This window comes from Actinomadura rubteroloni (genome assembly GCF_002911665.1).
Lineage (GTDB): Bacteria > Actinomycetota > Actinomycetes > Streptosporangiales > Streptosporangiaceae > Spirillospora > Spirillospora rubteroloni.
In genome coordinates, this window is the sequence record NZ_MTBP01000002.1 from 1,404,319 (window position 1) to 1,421,571 (window position 17,253).

The following is a 17,253-nucleotide window of genomic DNA, read 5'->3' on the forward strand; positions in this document are numbered from 1 at the left end:
GCCCTCGTGCGGCGCCGCGCGTTTCGTCACCGAAACACGCGGCCGATCCCCGCGTCAACGCTGGACGACACCGGCGGCAGGACACCGTGGATTCATCGCGGAGCGGTCATCTCAGCGCCGAATCACAGGCCGCTTTCGCGTCCTGGTACGGGCCCCCTTCCGGGTCGATTTTCGACCGCGAACCGATGACGAGTCCGCCGTCGCCCATGGGGTCGGGAAAATCCTTCACGCCGTGCTCGCGCATACAGCGCGCGTATTTCTGCGCGGCCGTCCGCGCCGCTTTGGACGCCTGCGGCCCCGAGCCGCCGGGAAGGAGCGGCGAGCACGCCTTCTGCGCCTTGCGGAACGCCGCCGAGCGGACGTCGATCCGGTCGGTCGCGCGCACGGCGATGGGCGCGTCGCCCTTGGGCTCGGGGAAGTTCGGCACGCCGTTGTGCCGCATGCACTGGGCGAACGCCACCCGCTGCCGGGCGTCGCCGGCCGATGCGGGCGCCGGGGCGCCGGTCGTCGCGGCGGCGCCCCGGCGCGGTGGATCACCGCCGCAGGCCGCCGCCGTGACGGCGACACAGAAAAGGACGATCAGTCCGAGGCCGCGCCCGTTGCGGGCGGTTCCCCGGCGCGTTGCCGAGCGTTCCACGCATCCTCCGCACATCCCGTTCATTCGCACGGGACTTTCTATGGGAAGAACGGTTTCAGGAACGTATCAGCGCGTTTTGCCCCACGGTTCAGGCGACGTCCCCTATTCTACGCTCCACGCGTTCGGCGAAGGCGTTCCAGACCCGTCCGCATTCGAGCGCGAGATCGGCGACGATGTCGCCGCAGTGCGGCGGGAGCGTCTGCTTCATGCGCTCCCATTCGCCCGCGTCGACGGCGTGGGAGTTCAGCAGCCGCAGCAGCGCCCGTCCGGCCTCGCTCTGGAGCAGGTCGTCGCGCAGCCGGTCGGCGGTGCCGCCGTCGTCGGGGCCGTCGGGGACCGGACGGGCGCGGCGCTCGGGCACCGGGTCCTCACCCCGGCTCGTCCGGCGGCGCACGTCCCGGACGGTCTCCGGCGAGATCCCCGCCTCCCGCGCGATCCGGCGCAGCGACCAGTCGGGGTGGGCGGCGGCCAGCGCGGCGGCGCGGCGGCGGCCGGCGGCGCCGCTGGCGGGCCGGACCCGGCCGTCCCGGCCGACGCGGGCGGCGGCGGTCGCCTCCCCGGCGGCGCGCAGCCGCGCGACCGTCCGCGCCGACATCCCGACGATCCCGGCGATCATCCGGTCGGACGCCGCCGGATGTGAGGCGAAGATCCGCAGCGCCGCCGCCCGCCGGTCGGCCGCCGTCAGCGGCAGCCCGTGGAGGGCGTTGGCCCGCACCGCCAGCACGAACGCGTCCCGCTCGGCGCCGGTGAACAGCCGGACGGCGATCCGCTCGTCCCCGCGCAACCGGGCGGCGGCGAGCCGGTGCAGCCCGTCGATCACGCGCAGCGTCCGCGCGTGCGCGAGGACGGGCGGGAACGGCGTGCCGGACGCGGCCAGGCGGCGCACGTGCTCGGGGTCGACGGGCGTGCGGCGCGGCGAGTCGCCCGTCGTGAGGGACGCGACCGGCAGCAGCACCGGCGGGTCCTGCGGGAGCGCCGGGGCGGCGGGCTCCTCATGCGGTTCGGCGGTCAGGTCGGCGGTCATGGCGCTACCCCAAACGGATCCGTTCTCCGTGTCGGCCGGACGGGGGCAGCACTGAACGCCCCGTCAGCCGACGGGGTACGCGCGCGGCCCCACTCCGCGCCCTTCCAAAAGGCGCCCGCCCGGCGCCCGTCGCGGCGACGGACGGCAGGCCGAACGTCCTCCGCGTCCTCCATTCTGCGTCAGAGCGGGAGCCCGCAGGCCACCCCGGACTGGCCGCATCGGGCCGCCCGCCCGCGTCAACCCCCGGCGTCACGCGCCGCACCGCACACCCGCGCGGAACCCACCCGCCGCACGTCAGACCTCGGGTGCGCGGGGGGACGGACGCGCGCCGGAGCCGCCGCGTGTCAAGCCTCGGGGTCGCGGGCGGAGTCGCGGGCGGCGCCGAAGCCGCGCTGGATCTGCGCGGCGAACTCCACCCACATCCGGGCGCGCTCGCGGGCGAGCTGGGCGATCAGGCCGCTGGAGTGCGCGGGAATCTCCTCGATGATCCGGTCCCACTCCTCCTCGCGGATCATCTGGATGTGCAGCAGCCGGAGAAGTTCGCGGCCCGTCTCGCTGAACCGCAGCGCGGGGTCGGCGGCGAGCCGGCGCAGCACCGCGACGGGGTCGCGGCCCGCCAGGCGCGCGAGCGGCACGTCCACGCGCGGGTCGGGCGGCGGTTCGGGCGCGGGCTCGCGCCGCGACGGCTCGCGGCGGCCCTCCGGGCGCGCGGGCCGTTCGTCCGTCCCGAGCATCCGGTTGCGCACCGCGCGGACCGTCTCCGGCGACACGCCCGCCGCGAGCGCGATCCGCCGCAGCGACAGGTCGGGGTTCTCGCGCAGCAGGTCGGCGACGGCGCGGCGCCGCTCGGCGCCGTCCAGCGGCCGGACCCGGCCGTCGCGCCCGACCCGCGACCCCTCGCCCGCCAGGCCCGGCGGCATCCGCCGCCGCAGGTTGGCGACCGTGCTCGGCGACAGGCCCGCCGTGGCCGCGACCCGCCGGTTCGACCAGCGCGGGTGCCAGGCGATGATCCGCTCGGCGGCGTGCTTGCGCTCGGTCAGCGACAGCGGCAGCCCGTGCTCGGCGTTCGCCCGGACGGCCAGGACGAACGCCTCGGCCTCGGTGCCGTCGAAGAACACCGCGGCGATCGTCTCGGCGCCCCGGCGGCGGGCGGCGGCGAGCCGGTGCGCGCCGTCGATCACCCGCATCGTCGCGCGGTGGACGATGACCGGCGGCAGGTCGTCCGGCGTCTCCGCCAGCACCTCCACATGCGCGGGATCGGTGCCGGAGAGCCGCGGGGAGCCGCCGGGGGCGAGCGCGGCGACCGCGACCCGCACCACCGGCGACAGGGGTGTCCCCTCAGCTTCCACGTCCGGTTCCTCCGGTGCGGCGATCATGGACACGTCCGGTCAGACCGTCCGCAGCGCTTCGGTCGGCTGCATCCGCGCCGCGCGCAGCGCCGGGAGCAGTCCGGCGATCGCGCCGATGGCGACCGACGCCCCGAACCCGCCGCCCCACGCCAGCACCGGCACGACCGTGGACCAGCCCTTGATCGCCGCGTAGATGAACGTCGCGACCGAGCCGAGCGCGACCCCGATGACGCCGCCGAGCGCGGCCAGCAGGATCGCCTCGGACAGGAACTGGACGCGGATGTTGCCCTTCGTCGCGCCGAGCGAGCGCCGCAGGCCGATCTCCGACCTTCGTTCCAGCACCGAGATGACCATCGTGTTCGCGACGCCGATGCCGCCGACCAGCAGCGCGACCGCGCCGAGCCCGAGGAACAGCCCGTTCAGCGCGGACTGCGCGGCGGCGCGGGCCTCCAGCGCGGCCGACGGCTGGCTGACCGTCACCTCGCTGGCGTTGGCGGGGTTCGCGGTCGCGGCGAGGACGTTGTAGACGTCCTTGACCTGCTCGGTCTCGGTCCGGACGTAGATCGTGGACGGGTGCCCGTCGAACCCGAGGTACTTCTGCGCCGCCGGATACCCGACGAGCACCGAGGTGTCGATCTCCGGCGTCAGGACGACCGGGTTGAGGATCCCCGAGACGTAGAACCACTGGCCGCCCACCCAGATCCGCAGGTTCGGGGTGATGCGGTCGATGCCGAGCCGCTTGGCGGCCATCGCGCCGAGCACGGCGACGGGCTGCTGCGCGGTCGCGGCGTTGAGGTACCGTCCGCGCGCGACGGTCGCGCGCAGCGCCTTCGGCAGGTCGAGGCTGGACGCGTTGACCGACAGCGCGTTGGTGTTGATCGTCGGGATGAGCGGGCTGCGGTAGGCGTTGGCCTTGGTCGTCCCGGTGCTCTGCACCTGGAGGACGGGCCCGACGCGCCCGATCATGCCGGGCGCCTCCTTGGGCAGTTCGGCGTCGTCGCCGGTCAGCGTCTTGCCCGCGGTGACGGTCAGCAGGTTGGTGCCGAGCTTGTCGATCTGCGCGAGCAGGCCGGCCTGCGACGACGCCGACAGCCCGAGGACCGCGACCATCGCCGCGACGCCGATCGCGATGCCGAGCGCGGACAGCGCCGCGCGCATCCGCCGGGTGCGCAGCCCCTCGCCCGCGACCCGGGCGAGGTCGGACGGCGCGAGCCGCCCGGGTGTCGTGGTCATCATGACAGCGGCCTCTCGTTGGCGTCCGGGCCGGCCGTGTCGGCGACGATGTGGCCGTCCAGGACCTCGATGCGGCGCGGCAGCCGGGCCGCCATGTCGCGGTCGTGGGTGATGATGACGAGCGTCGTTCCCTCGGCGTTCAGCTCCTTGAGCAGCGAGAACACCGTGTTCCCCGAGACGCTGTCGAGGTTGCCGGTCGGCTCGTCGGCGAGCACGATCGCGGGGTTGCCGACGAGCGCGCGGGCGATCGCGACGCGCTGGCGCTCACCGCCGGAGAGCTGCGAGGGCCGGTGCTCGGCGCGCTTGGCGAGGCCGACCCGGCCGAGCGCCTCGCGCGCCGCCGTGAGCCGGTCCTTGTACCGGACGCCCGCGTACAGCAGCCCGTTCGCGACGTTCTCGACGGCCGTCGCGTAGTCGGACAGGAAGAACTGCTGGAAGATGAAGCCGATGCTGGTGGCGCGCAGCCGGGCGAGGTCGCGGTCGCTCATCCGGGCGACGTCCTCGCCGACGATGTGGACGGTCCCCGAGGTCGGCCGGTCCAGCGTGCCCATGACCTGGAGCAGCGTGGACTTGCCCGACCCGGACGGCCCGACGATGCCGACCAGCTCGCCGCGGTTGATGGTGAAGGTCGCGTCGTCCAGGGCGGTGACCGGGGCCTCCCCGCCGTAGACCTTGCTGACGCCGTCGAGCTGGAGGACGGGCTCGCCGGGCGTGAGCGTCCGCGTCGGCCCCGGCATCGCGTGGATCCCGGTCATGAGGCCGGCACCACGATGTTCTGCCCGGCGGCGAGGCCGTTGCCGCTGACCTCGACGCGTCCCGCGCTGTCGTCGAACAGGCCGGTCTCGACCGGGACGAGCTTGCGGACGCCGTTTGCCTCGGCGACCTCGACCGCGTACCCGCCGCTGACCAGCGCGAGCAGCGCGTTCACCGGCACCGACAGCACGTCCTTGGCGGTGTCGGTGACGATGGCGACCTGGACGGGCGCCTGGTCGAGCCGTCCGGTGGCCTTCTGGTCCGTCGGCCGGATGTTCACCGTGATCTTCGCCGACCCGCCGCTGGAGTCCTTCTTCGCGACCTTGCCGACCGACCGCACCACGCCGTTCGTCGTCCGTCCGGTCGGGAGCGTGATGGTGACCTTGTCGCCCTCCTTCACCTGCGTCTGCTGGCTCGCGTTGAGCGACACCGTGACCTGCCGGTCGGTGGACGACGCCGTGATCACCGTGCTCTTGGGGGCGATCGGCCCGCCGCGCACGCCGGTGACGGTCAGGACGCGGATCTCCTTGGCGGGCATGAACACCGCCTGGCCGAGCGGCAGCTCACCGGTCTCGTCCAGTCCCATGTCGTCCTGCATCTGCTCCAGCGCGTACGCGGTCGAGGAGCTGAAGTAGGACGACGTGGAGCTGAGCCCGGTCCCCGAGGCGTAGCCGAGGTCGACGAGCGCGGCGTTGAGCTGCCGGACGTCGACGCCCTTCATGCCCTCCTTGAGCGCCCGGTAGACCGGGACGTACGCGCCGTACAGCAGGACGACCGGCTTCCCGTTCACCCAGTACAGCGCGCGTCCCTGCCGGAAGATCTTGCCCACGGACGGCAGCTTGGTGATCGTGCCGCTGGCCTGGTTGATCACGTCGTAGCTGCCCGCGTAGCCGAGCGTGCCGTTCTCCTGCGTCCGGGCCTCCAGCGTGCCCTGGGTGACCTTCGCGAGGGCCGTCGGGGCGTCGCTGTCGATCGAGGGCGCCTTGCCGGACCCGCCGAACGGGTCGGTGACGACGACCGCCGCGCCCGCGCCGGCGAGGACGATGACGACGACCGCGATGATGCGGCCGCGCCGTCCGCGCCGGGGGCGTCGGGGCCGCGGGCTCTCCGCCGGGCCGGTGCCGGGGCCGTCCACCGAGACGTGCGTCGCGCTCATGATCCGCTCCCCTGGTGTCGCCGGTCCCGGGCCGCGGTCGGGCCGGGGATTCGGCTGGTGCTGCCATTCACGGCGTGCCTCCGCTACCTGCCTGATTACTGGTGTGGCCTCTTTCTACGGGAGGGCCGGTTTCTGGAAGGTTTCAGCGGGGACGGGCCGCGCGGACGCCTCCCGGACCCGCGGGCATTTCCTGGAAATCGTCGGCTTTTACGGCCGAGAAAGGACGGCATTACGTCCGGTGAGTGGTGGTTCGTCCCGGGAACGTGCGAAGGCCCGCGGAACACGCCCGCGGGCCTTCGGATCGTGCGCTCAGAACGGGGCGGGACCGCCGCCCGGCGGCGGGCCCATCAGGCGCGGGCCGCCCGGACCGGGCATCGGGCCGGGGCCGCCGGGTCCGCCGCGGCCGCCCGGCATCGGACCCGGGCCGCCCGGACGCGGGCCGGGGCCGCCGACGGGCTCGGGCACCGGCCGCGAGCCGTTGCTGCGGCCCTGCGTGGCGAACTGCGTCCGGTACAGCTCGGCGTACAGCCCGTCGAGTTCGAGCAGCTCGTCGTGCGTGCCGCGCTCGCGGATCTGCCCCTGGTCCAGGACGAGGATCTGGTCGGCGTCGCGGACGGTGGACAGCCGGTGCGCGATGACCAGTGACGTCCGGCCCGCCAGCGCCGTCTTCAGCGCCCGCTGGATCGCCGCCTCGGACTCGGAGTCCAGATGCGCGGTGGCCTCGTCCAGCACGACGACCGGCGGCGCCTTCAGCAGCAGCCGCGCCATCGCGAGGCGCTGCTTCTCACCGCCGGAGAAGCGGTAGCCGCGCTCGCCGACGACCGTGTCCAGGCCGTCGGGCAGCGCCGTGATGAGGTCCCAGATCTGCGCGGCCTTGCACGCCTCGATGATCTCGTCCTCGGTGGCGTCGGGCCGCGCGTACAGCAGGTTGGACCGCAGCGTCTCGTGGAAGAGGTGCGCGTCCTGGGTGACCATGCCGATGGTGTCGCGCAGGGACGCGGTGGTGAGGTCGCGGACGTCGCGTCCGCCGATCCGGACCGTCCCCTCCCCCGGGTCGTACAGGCGCGGGACGAGGTGCGTGATCGTCGTCTTGCCCGCGCCGGACGGCCCGACGAGCGCGGTGAGCGTGCCCGCCGGGGCGGTGAAGCTGATCTCGCGCAGCGTCCAGGCGTTCTCGGCGCGCTCGGGCATCGGCAGCGCGATCGACTCCAGCGACGCCAGCGACACGTCCGCCGCCGCCGGGTAGCGGAACGAGACGTGGTCGAACTCGATCTCCGGGGCGGTGCCGTCGGCCGCCGCGGGCAGCGCGACGGCGTCGGACCGCTCGGCGACCAGCGGCTTCAGGTCCAGGATCTCGAACAGCCGGTCGAAGCTGACGAGCGCGCTCAGGATGTTCGACTGCGCGTTGGACAGCATGTTGATCGGGCCGAACAGCCGGGTGAGCAGCGTCGCGAGCGCGACGAGCGTGCCGATCTCGAACGCGCCGTGGATGACGAGCCCGCCGCCGACGCCGTACACGACGGCCGTCGCGAGCGAGCTGAGCAGCGCCACCGACAGGAACAGTACGCGGCCCTGCACGAACGTCACGACGCCGATGTCGCGGACGCGTCCGGCGAGCCGGGAGAACATCCCCGCCTCCTGGTCCGGACGGCCGTACAGCTTGGCCAGCATCGCGCCCGTCACGTTGAAGCGCTCGTTCATCAGCGAGCCCATCTCGGCGTTGAGCTGCATCGCCTCGCGCATGAGGCGCTGGAGCCGCTTGCCGACGAGCTTGCCCGGGAGGATGAACAGCGGCAGCACGACCAGCGAGATCAGCGTGATGGTCCACGACAGATAGAACATGGTGATGAGCACCAGGACGAGCGTCAGGATGCTGGACACCACGGTGGACAGGAGCTGGCTCAGCGCCTGCTGCGCCGACACGACGTCGGTGTTCAGCCGGCTCACCAGCGACCCGGTCTGCGCGCGGGTGAAGAACGCGAGCGGCTGCCGCTGGACGTGGTCGAACACCGTCGTCCGGAGTTCGTAGACGAGGCCCTCGCTGATCCGCGCGGAGAAGAAGCTCTCGGCGTACCCGACGAGCGCGGCCAGCACCGCGAGGACGGCCGTCGCGACCGAGATCCACACGACCATCGACGTGTCGCGCTTGGCGATGCCGTCGTCGATCAGGTACTTGAACAGCAGCGGCGTGACGACGGTGATCGTCGCGCTCGCCGCCGTCATCATTAACAGAAAGGCGATGCTCGTCCGGTAGGGCCTCGCATAGGGGAGGACCCGCCGGGTCGTCCCCGGCTTGATCTGCTGCCGGGTCACGGGGTCCCCTGGACCCATGCCGCGCATCATCACCGGCCCGGGGCCACCGATCATGCAGGGTCACCTCCTGAATTCGCGGATCGACGGGAACAGCGTTGCTTTTTTCGGTCGTCCTGGCCACCGTCCAACCGGATAGGCCCTGCACTTGGACGAGCCCGGCCGCTGAAACCCCGGCGAAACCGCTGGTGGCGCATCATCATTAACCGATCTTGTAATTCCGTCGGCGGTGTCGACTACCGTTAGTGATCGGCCGGACGGCGGACGTCGAGGAGCGGGGTGCGGTGCGGGTCCTGGTGATCGAGGACGACGAGGAGATGGCCGGCGCGGTGGCGGTCGGGCTGCGGCGGTCACAGATGGCGGTGGACGTCGCGTTCGACGGCCTCGACGGCCACGAGCGCGCCTGCACCAACGACTACGACGTCATCGTGCTCGACCGGGACCTTCCGGGCATGCACGGCGACCAGGTGTGCGCGGAGCTGATCGCGGGCGGCTGCCGGGCGCGGATCCTCATGCTCACGGCGGCGGGCACCAGCGAGGACCTGGTGGACGGCCTCAGTCTCGGCGCGGACGACTACCTTTCCAAACCGTTCGACTTCCCTGTCCTCATCGCCCGGATCGGGGCGCTCGCGCGGCGGGCCCACCCGGCCGTCCCGCCGGTCGTCCGCCGCCACGACCTGGTGGTGGACACGGCGCGGCGGAACGCGTGGCGCGCCGACCGTCCGCTCGGCCTGACCCCGAAGGAGTTCGGCGTGCTGGAGCTGCTGGTGACGTCCGAGGGCCGCACCGTCTCGGCGGAGGAGCTGCTGGAGCGCGTGTGGGACGAGGCCGCCGACCCGTTCACCAACGCCGTGAAGATCACGGTGAGCCGGCTGCGCGCCAAGCTCGGCGATCCGCCGATCATCCAGACCGTGTCCAAGAGCGGCTACCGGATCTGAGGCCCGCGATGTCCGTGAACGACCGTCTCGTCCGGCGGGCCGGGGGGCTGCGGCTCCCCCGCCGGACCGTCCGGCTGCGCCTCACCCTGGTCTACGGGGCGCTGTTCCTGCTGTCCAGCCTGGCGCTGCTCGCGGTGACGTACGTGCTCGTCGCGCAGGCCACGAAGAACGGGGCCGCGTCTGGGCACATCGGGCAGCCCGCGCCGCATGCCCCGCCCGCGACGTCTCAGCCGCCGCTGCCGTCGTCGGCTCCCCCGCCGCCGCTGCCCAAGTCGTCCCCGGGCGACCGGGACGGCGGGAACTTCGTGCTGATGGGCGAGATGGCGAAGGCGCAGCGCGAGGCGATCATGCACCAGTTGCTCGTCCAGTCGGGCGTCGCGCTGGCGCTGATGACGGTGATCTCGATCCTGCTCGGCTGGATCATCGCGGGCCGCATCCTGCACCGGCTGCGGACGATCACGACGACCGTCCGGCACATCTCGGCGAACAACCTGCACGAACGCCTGGGCTTCACGGGCCCGTCGGACGAGCTGAAGACCCTCGGCGACACCTTCGACAGCCTGCTGGCCCGCCTGGAGAGTTCGTTCCACGCGCAGCAGCAGTTCGTGGCGAACGCGTCCCACGAACTGCGCACCCCGTTGGCACGCCAACGCACCCTGGGCCAGTTGGCCCTGTCCGACCCGGACCCGTCTTTGGAGAGCCTGCGCGAGGCCCACGAACGGATCCTCGCCGCCGGCTCCCACCAGGAACGCCTGATCGAGGCGCTGCTGACGCTGGCGCGCGGCCAGACGGGCATCGACACCCGCCGCCCCCTCGACCTGGCGGCGATCGCCCGGAACGTCCTGTCCAGCCGGGCGGACGAGGCGAACTACCGCCACGTCACCGTCCACGCCGACCTGAACGGCGCCCCCACCGCAGGAAACGCGGGCCTGGCCGAACGCCTGATCACGAACCTTGTGGACAACGCGCTGCGCCACAACATCCCCGACGGCCGCCTGCACATAACAACAGGCACCGACCCATCGGGCAACGCCCACGTCACCGTGTCCAACACCGGCCCCGACGTCCCGGCGGACGAGGTGGAACGCCTCTTCCAACCGTTCCAGCGCCTCAACGACACCCGCACGGCCCGCCGCGACGGCCTGGGCCTAGGCCTCTCGATCGTCCAGGCAATCGCCCAAGCCCACGACGCGGCCATCACGACCGTCCCCGGCCCGACCGGCGGCCTGACGATCACAGTGACCTTCCCACCCGTCCCAGCCCCACCGCACCCAGCCCCCCACCGCACCCCCACCCCCGCCACAACCTGACCCACTCAGCGAACGCCACCCAGCCACGCGAGGCGTTCCGCACACGCGCGGTCAGCGGCACCACCCGCGAGAACAGCTGCGCGCCGCCAAGGCCACTGCGGCCGGCGCGATCCGGGCGATGTGGCTCGGCCCAAACAGTTCGCCCAACCCTCCACCGGTGACCGGCCCGCTGCGGCCGGTGCGACCTCCCGCAGCCCGTGCGGTGCGGCGTGTGGGTGACGTCCTCCAACGGTGACCGGCCTGGTTCGGCCGGTGCGACAGCCCTCGGTGCGCTGCGTCCGCTTCGGCGCGTTGGCCCTCCAACGGTGACCGGCCCTGGTTAGGCCGGTGCGACCGCCAACGTACGCCCACCACGTCCACGTTCGGCCGCCCCTCCAACGGTGACCGGCATGGTTCGGCCGGTGCGACCTGCGACCTGGCCGCCACCCGCCCCTGGCCCGGCCCTCCAACGGTGACCAGCCTGGTGCGGCCGGTGCGACGACCTGCGCGGTGGTGGGAGCCTCGTCCTCGCCCGACATCCTCCAACGGTGACCGGCCTGGTTCGGCCGGTGCGACGCGGATCAAGGACCTGTCCACCCAGGCCCGCCGGGCGTGCCTCCAACGGTGACCGGCCTGGTGCGGCCGGTGCGACGACCAAGTCCCGGGCGCTGGCCGACGAGGCGATGGACCTCCAACGGTGACCGGCCTGGTGCGGCCGGTGCGACCAGCGCGCCGCCGAAGACGCCGCGTTCATCGGCTGGGCCCTCCAACGGTGACCGGCCTGGTGCGGCCGGTGCGACTTCGCCGCGCCCCGCCAGCCATCCGGCCGCGAAACCTCCAACGGTGACCGGCCTGGTGCGGCCGGTGCGACCCGGACGGTTCTGTCAAGGGTGGCGCTTGCGCCATCGCCCTTCAACGGTGACCGGCCTGGTGCGGCCGGTGCGACGTGGGCCATTGCGGTATGGGCGCACAATCCCATCATCACCTCCAACGGTGACCGGCCTGGTGCGGCCGGTGCGACCAGATGATCGACGACGTAGCGTGCGGCGGCTTCTGCAACCTCCAACGGTGACCGGCCTGGTGCGGCCGGTGCGACGCGTCGCCGTGCCGGGCGACGCCCGGTGTCATCAGGGCCTCCAACGGTGACCGGCCTGGTGCGGCCGGTGCGACCCGGGCGATCTCGTCCAGCGCGTCGCGGTGCGCGACCTCCAACGGTGACCGGCCTGGTGCGGCCGGTGCGACGTTCGTGCGGGCCGTCGCAGCGCTGGCCAGGTCGGCCTCCAACGGTGACCGGCCTGGTGCGGCCGGTGCGACGACTTCCTCGTTCGTGCCTTCGTAGACCGCGCACACCTCCAACGGTGACCGGCCTGGTGCGGCCGGTGCGACGCCGCGTGACCTGCGGTTATTGCCGAGGGTCTTTGAAAGCGGACTCGATTGTTGTCCATATTGTCCCGTTGAGTGCACTGATGCACCTCGGAACCTCCCGGCGATTTTATGGGTGCTCGGGGTTCCGAACCGAGCCGGCTGACGCCACCGACAGCCCGCTGGGGCTTTCGCGGACTGGCACCGGACGCTATCCGATGCGCTCGCGATCGTCGCGACCGACCCAGCCGAGAGTTGCACATTTTGTTTGTTTTGTCGGGATTATTAGTTTTATCCAATCTCATTGGGTGGTCAGTTCCGGCCAACCTTCGGGACCTCGAAGAATTGTCGGTGGCGGGTGGCAGGGTGTCGGCAGCGGTCAAGGAACGGGGACTTAGGCAATGACTGAGGATTTTGCCGCTTTTGTCCGTCGTGCGTTCGGAGGTGGTGATGGGCCGTATCCGTATCAGCGGGTCGTCGCCGAATCCGGGTTTCCGGACGTGCTCGGGGTTGCGACTGGGGCGGGGAAGACGGCGGCTGCGGTGCTGCCGTGGCTGTGGCGGTCGGTGGAGACCGGGGTTGATCAGGAGTTTCGCCGGTTGGTGTATGTGCTGCCGATGCGGACGCTGGTGGATCAGGCGGTCGGGGAGATCGGTGGCTGGCTGGATCGTCTCGGGCTGGCCGAGCAGGTGCGGGTCCACGTCCTGATGGGCGGGGTCGATCGTGACGACGATCTGTGGCAGTTGGATCCGTCCGCTCCGGCGATCTTGGTGGGTACGCAGGACATGTTGTTGTCGCGGGCGCTGATGCGCGGTTACGGGGAGCCGCGTTCGCGGTGGCCGGTGTCGTTCTCGTTGCTGCATGTGGGGGTGCAGTGGGTCGTGGACGAGACCCAGCTGTTGGGGCCGGCGTTGGCGACGACCGCGCAGTTGCAGGGTCTTCGTGATTCGTTGGGCGCATCGGGCCGGACGGCGACGATGTGGATGTCGGCGACGTTGAACCTCGCGGAGCTGGCGACGCCCGATCATGCCGTGTCGCCGGGCACGCTGCGGTCGGTGGGCTTGACGGCGGAGGACTTGGCGGGGCCGTTGGGCGTGCGGATGAACGCGTCGCGTACGTTCACGCGCTTGGCATTGCCCGACGACCCGGTGGCTTACGCGCGGGCGCTAGCCCAGGCGGCGGTGGACCGGCACCGGCCCGCCACGCAGACGTTGGTGTTCGTCAACACCGTCGAGCGGGCGCGTGCGGTGTACGCGGCGGTCGCCCGTGCCGCGCCGGACGTTGGACGGCTGCTGGTGCATTCGCAGTTCCGAGGGACTGAACGCCAGGCCCTGGGGGACGCGGTCGCCGAGCCGTTGCCGCCGCAGGGACGGATCGTGGTGGCCACGCAGGCGTTGGAAGCCGGGGTGGACATCTCTTCGCGGACGCTCGTGACCGAGGTGGCGCCGTGGAGTTCGGTGGTCCAGCGCGCAGGCCGGTGCAATCGGGCGGGCGAGTACCCGGACGGCGCCGATGTGGTGTGGTGTGCGCCGCCCAAGATGAGCGCGGCGCCCTACGAGGAGGCCGACCTGCATGCTTCGGCCGAGGCTCTGGCGGAGTTGGAGGGCCGGTCGTTGACGACCCTGGAGTTGCAGGCCGTCAAAGTGTCCTCGATCCGGCCGGTGTATTCGGTGCTGCGGCGCCGGGATCTCTTGCAGCTTTTCGACACGGCGCCGGACCTGTCGGGTGCCGACATCGACGTCGGACCGTGGATCCGCGACGGCGACGACGCCACGGTCCTGGTGGCGTGGCGGACGCTGGACGGACGCGAGCCCGGACACGACGGCGATAGGCCTGAAAAGCGGATGCCGTTCCCCTCTCGGGCGGAACTCTGCCCGGCCCCGGTCGGCGAAGCGCGCCGCTTGGTGCAGGCCGGACGGACATTGTGGACCTACGAGCGGGCCGGGTCGGAATGGCGGCGGTGCGGCCGGGACGACGTCGTCCCCGGTGCAGTACTTGTGGCGGACGCAGCAGACGGCGGCTACCTGCCGGAAACGGGGTGGTCGCCCAAATCGCGGACTGCGGTCGATCCCGTGGAGATCACCGTGTCGGACACGGCCGGGTCCGATGAGCAGTCCTTCAACGCCCGAAGGAAAGTGTCGCTGACCGACCACCTGAGCGATACCGAGCGGGAAAGCGCAAAGCTGATCGCCAAATGCGCGAACTTCACGAACGGATTGTCCGACGGGACCCTAGATGCGGTGCGGGCAGCGGCTCGCTACCACGATCTCGGGAAAGCACTCCCCGGATTCCAGGACGTCCTCCTCGATTCGGTGCCACCCGATGAGCGACCCGGGCTGGCGGGCACGGTGTGGGCGAAGTCGCCCGGCCCTCCACCCGAACCCGCACCGAACGAGCGGCGCGGCCCGCGCGAACGGATCCCCCGGCATGACCTGGCCGGTGCGCTGATGCTGCTCCATCCCGAATGCCGGGTGCTGGACGGTGAAGACGAAGCCGATCTGATCGCCTACCTGGTCGCCGCGCACCACGGGAAGGTGCGGGTATCGATCCGCTCCCGCCCCGGAGAGGACGGCCGGGTCCTCGGGATCGCCGACGGCGACGAGACGTTGCCGGTGCTGCTGCCGGACGGCCGCCGGATCCCGGCGCTGGCGTTGTCGCTGGAAGCGGTACGGGTCGGCGCAACGCGGAGCGCAACCGGACCGGACGGGTCGGCATCCGGCCCTGCTTCGGCCGAGACCGGGTGGTCCGCGTCGTGGACCGAGCGGGCGCTGCGGTTGCGGGACCGTCCGGATCTGGGGCCGTTCCGGCTGGCCTGGCTGGAGTCGCTGGTGCGGATCGCCGACTGGCGCGTCAGCAAGGCTTATCGGGAGGGGACGTGGTGAACGAGCTGTCGTTGCGCGGGTGCACGGCGGTATCGCTGGGCGGGTATCTGCAGGCGCTGGGCGTGTTGCGGGTGGTGGCGTCCCAGGCCGATCCGTCGGCGCGGTTGCGGTGGATCGGGGACGTTCCGGCATTGACGACGGTGCTCACGTCCGAGCGGATCGTGGAGTGGCTGGTGCGCGAGTACGCGCCCACGCCGATCGTGTCGCCGTGGAACAGCGGCTCGGGATTCGCCGGCAACGGCAAGAGCGCCGCCGCCGAGAAGGCCGTGCAGGCATTCCGCACCACCGCCGAGCCGCGTTTTGCGGAACTGCGAGCGACGATCGGCGCCGCCGACCAGGTGGTGGCGCAGGCCCGGGAGCGAGGTTTCGAGGGCGGGTCGCTGTGGGCGTCCGACCGCAAGGCCGACGTCGTGCGGATGTGCCGGAACGCCTTCCCCGACAAGGCTCTTGCATGGGTGGACGCGGCGGTCGTGCTGACCACCGGCGACGTGCAGTTCAACCCGCTGACCGGCACAGGTGGCAACCTCGGCCGCCAGGACCTGTCGGCGACGTTCTTGCAGCGGCTGGCGATGGTCGCCGGACCGAATGCCGCTCCGAAGTCGTCGGCGGCGTTCGCCGAGGCGGCGCTGTTCGGCCGCGAGGACGTGCCGTACCTGCGCGGCACCGTGGGCCAATTCGACCCGGGACGGGCCGGCGGAGTGCTGTCCACGCCCGGAGAGAAGCACGACGACACCGGCTTCGCCAACCCGTGGAGCCAGATCCTCACCCTTGAGGGAACGTTGCTGTTCGCCTCGGCGGTGACCCGTCGCAACCGCGCTTCCACCAGCGCCGGCGCGTTGCCGTTCGCCGCACGCACCTCGGCGGTCGGGTACTCCACTGCGTCTGGCGAGGGGGTGAAGGGGGAGCAGTGGGTGCCATTTTGGGAGCGTCCGGCCGGTCTCCGGGAGATCGAATACCTGATCGGTGAGGGCCGGGTCCAGTGGAACGGCCGTCCTGCCCGCGACGGCCTGGAGTTCGCGCTCGCCATCGCCTCGCTGGGCACCGATCGCGGTCTGTCGGCGTTCCGCCGGTTCGTGATCGCCTCCCGGTTCGGGAAAGTCCCATTGGCTGTTCAGGCCGGACGGTTCACGGTCCGCGACGATCCAGCCATCGCAAGGCTCCGCGAACCATATGAGTGGCTCCGCCGCCTGCACCGTCTTGCTCTTCCTGCCGGGGTGGCGAGCCTGGCCCGCCGCACCGACGCCGCGATCTGCGACATCGCCGCCGGTCACGGAGCCGAAGCCCTGCGCCGGTTCCTCATCCTCTTCGGGCAGTTGCACAACGCGGTCGCACGATCAGGGACGCTGCGCGACCAGATTCCGCCGTACCGACCCCGCGACCGCGTCGACTGGCTCATGGCGCTGCCCGACGACCCGGAACTGTGGATCGCCGCCGGAATCGCCTCACTCCACGACCCCGCGCCCGAGCGCTCCGGCGAGGCACCGCGCGCGGCGAGCGACCGGTCCGTGCGGGCGCTGCTCACTCGCGTCCAACGGCGGACCGGTCCCGATCGCCGGACGCGGACGGTCTGGACCGACCGATCCCTCACCCGGATGGACCTCGCCCCCAGCACTCTGATCCAGGCACTGCTGCAAGCCCACCGCATCCGGATGACCTTCGCTGGCGACCCCGACCACGCGGACGGTCCGGCGCACCCCGTCGAAGCCGACGGGCCGTTCCCGTCCGGGCAACCGATCCCTCTCGACCTGGTCGAGGACTTCGCGCTCGACAGGCTGGACAACCGGCGCATCACCGACTACCTCAACGGGCTGCTGGCGCTGGGCTGCCTGGACCGCACCCACGCCCACGCGCCGCCGAGCCGAGGGCGGCCGCTGCACCCCGCTTTGGCCGCCCTTGTGCCCTTCTTCTCCGGCGACGCGAGGTCACACGACCGCGCCAGCCGTCCGCAGCCCGCCGCCCCGCCGACCCGTTCCGAAGGGAACCGTCCCGACGACGCCCCGGCCGGACACGACCTTCGCCCGAACGACGCGACCAGCACCGCGCCGCGCGCCCGGCCCGAATGGATCAGCAAGCTCGGCGCCTACGGGCTCGGCCCGGTCGCGTCCGACGTCCTGCTGCGCCTGCGACTGAACGGGTTCCTGCCCGTGTTGAGGCGCACGGATCTGGCGGCGGCCGACGATCCGACCTCACCGATGCGCATCGACGGCGCCCGGCTCGCCGCCGCCCTGTTGCTGCGCGTCTCCGCCGCCGACCGTGCCCGCGCCGTGCGGGCGGTCTGTGTTGTGCCCTCCCAACTCCCGTCTCGTCAAGGAGCCTGATC

General features: G+C 72.1%; 11 protein-coding genes and 1 CRISPR repeat array. Of the genes, 4 read left to right on the forward strand and 7 right to left on the reverse strand.

The annotated features are described in order from the left end of the window. Positions 1-106: 106 nt before the first annotated feature. The 7 genes from BTM25_RS18105 to BTM25_RS18140 form a co-directional block, all read right to left on the reverse strand. Positions 107-460 (reverse strand): hypothetical protein, encoded by a 354-nt coding sequence (locus tag BTM25_RS18105; protein ID WP_146059073.1) that lies wholly within the window; start codon positions 458-460, stop codon positions 107-109. Positions 461-725: 265 nt separating this feature from the next. Then, positions 726-1,661, reverse strand: a complete 936-nt coding sequence (locus tag BTM25_RS29265; protein WP_146059074.1) for a helix-turn-helix domain-containing protein — start codon at positions 1,659-1,661, stop codon at positions 726-728. A gap of 344 nt (positions 1,662-2,005) precedes the next feature. Further along, positions 2,006-3,010 carry a ParB N-terminal domain-containing protein gene (locus BTM25_RS18120; protein WP_235828465.1) on the reverse strand — a complete coding sequence of 335 codons (1,005 nt, stop codon included), beginning with the start codon at positions 3,008-3,010 and terminating at the stop codon, positions 2,006-2,008. 39 nt (positions 3,011-3,049) lie between these two features. Continuing rightward, positions 3,050-4,246: an ABC transporter permease gene (locus BTM25_RS18125; protein WP_205648139.1), complete on the reverse strand. Its 1,197-nt coding sequence runs from the start codon at positions 4,244-4,246 to the stop codon at positions 3,050-3,052. Then, a complete protein-coding gene (locus BTM25_RS18130) occupies positions 4,243-4,998 on the reverse strand; it encodes an ABC transporter ATP-binding protein (RefSeq protein ID WP_103564038.1) in 756 nt (251 codons plus the stop codon). The genes BTM25_RS18125 and BTM25_RS18130 overlap by 4 nt, the downstream gene beginning before the upstream one ends. Next, a complete protein-coding gene (locus BTM25_RS18135) occupies positions 4,995-6,152 on the reverse strand; it encodes a peptidoglycan-binding protein (protein ID WP_103564039.1) in 1,158 nt (385 codons plus the stop codon). The genes BTM25_RS18130 and BTM25_RS18135 overlap by 4 nt, the downstream gene beginning before the upstream one ends. A 309-nt stretch (positions 6,153-6,461) precedes the next feature. After that, positions 6,462-8,483 (reverse strand): ABC transporter ATP-binding protein, encoded by a 2,022-nt coding sequence (locus tag BTM25_RS18140; protein ID WP_235828466.1) that lies wholly within the window; start codon positions 8,481-8,483, stop codon positions 6,462-6,464. A 263-nt stretch (positions 8,484-8,746) separates the two neighbouring features. Here BTM25_RS18140 and BTM25_RS18145 point away from each other — a divergent pair, with 263 nt between their 5' ends. The 4 genes from BTM25_RS18145 to cas8g1 all read left to right on the forward strand — a co-directional run bounded on the left by BTM25_RS18145 (position 8,747) and on the right by cas8g1 (position 17,251). Next, positions 8,747-9,400 carry a response regulator transcription factor gene (locus BTM25_RS18145; RefSeq protein ID WP_103564715.1) on the forward strand — a complete coding sequence of 218 codons (654 nt, stop codon included), beginning with the start codon at positions 8,747-8,749 and terminating at the stop codon, positions 9,398-9,400. 8 nt (positions 9,401-9,408) lie between these two features. Further along, the gene (locus BTM25_RS18150; protein ID WP_103564041.1) at positions 9,409-10,710 is read left to right on the forward strand and encodes a sensor histidine kinase; all 1,302 of its coding nucleotides are present in this window, start codon (positions 9,409-9,411) and stop codon (positions 10,708-10,710) included. 371 nt (positions 10,711-11,081) lie between these two features. After that, positions 11,082-12,075: direct repeats of the CRISPR family, unit length 37 nt; unit sequence CCTCCAACGGTGACCGGCCTGGTGCGGCCGGTGCGAC. 377 nt (positions 12,076-12,452) lie between these two features. Next, complete coding sequence (cas3g, locus tag BTM25_RS18155; RefSeq protein WP_103564042.1) at positions 12,453-14,933, forward strand: type I-G CRISPR-associated helicase/endonuclease Cas3g; 2,481 nt, start codon at positions 12,453-12,455, stop codon at positions 14,931-14,933. Continuing rightward, positions 14,930-17,251 (forward strand): type I-G CRISPR-associated protein Cas8g1/Csx17, encoded by a 2,322-nt coding sequence (gene cas8g1, locus BTM25_RS30375; protein ID WP_268877675.1) that lies wholly within the window; start codon positions 14,930-14,932, stop codon positions 17,249-17,251. Before cas3g ends, cas8g1 begins: the two co-directional genes overlap by 4 nt. Positions 17,252-17,253: the final 2 nt, after the last annotated feature.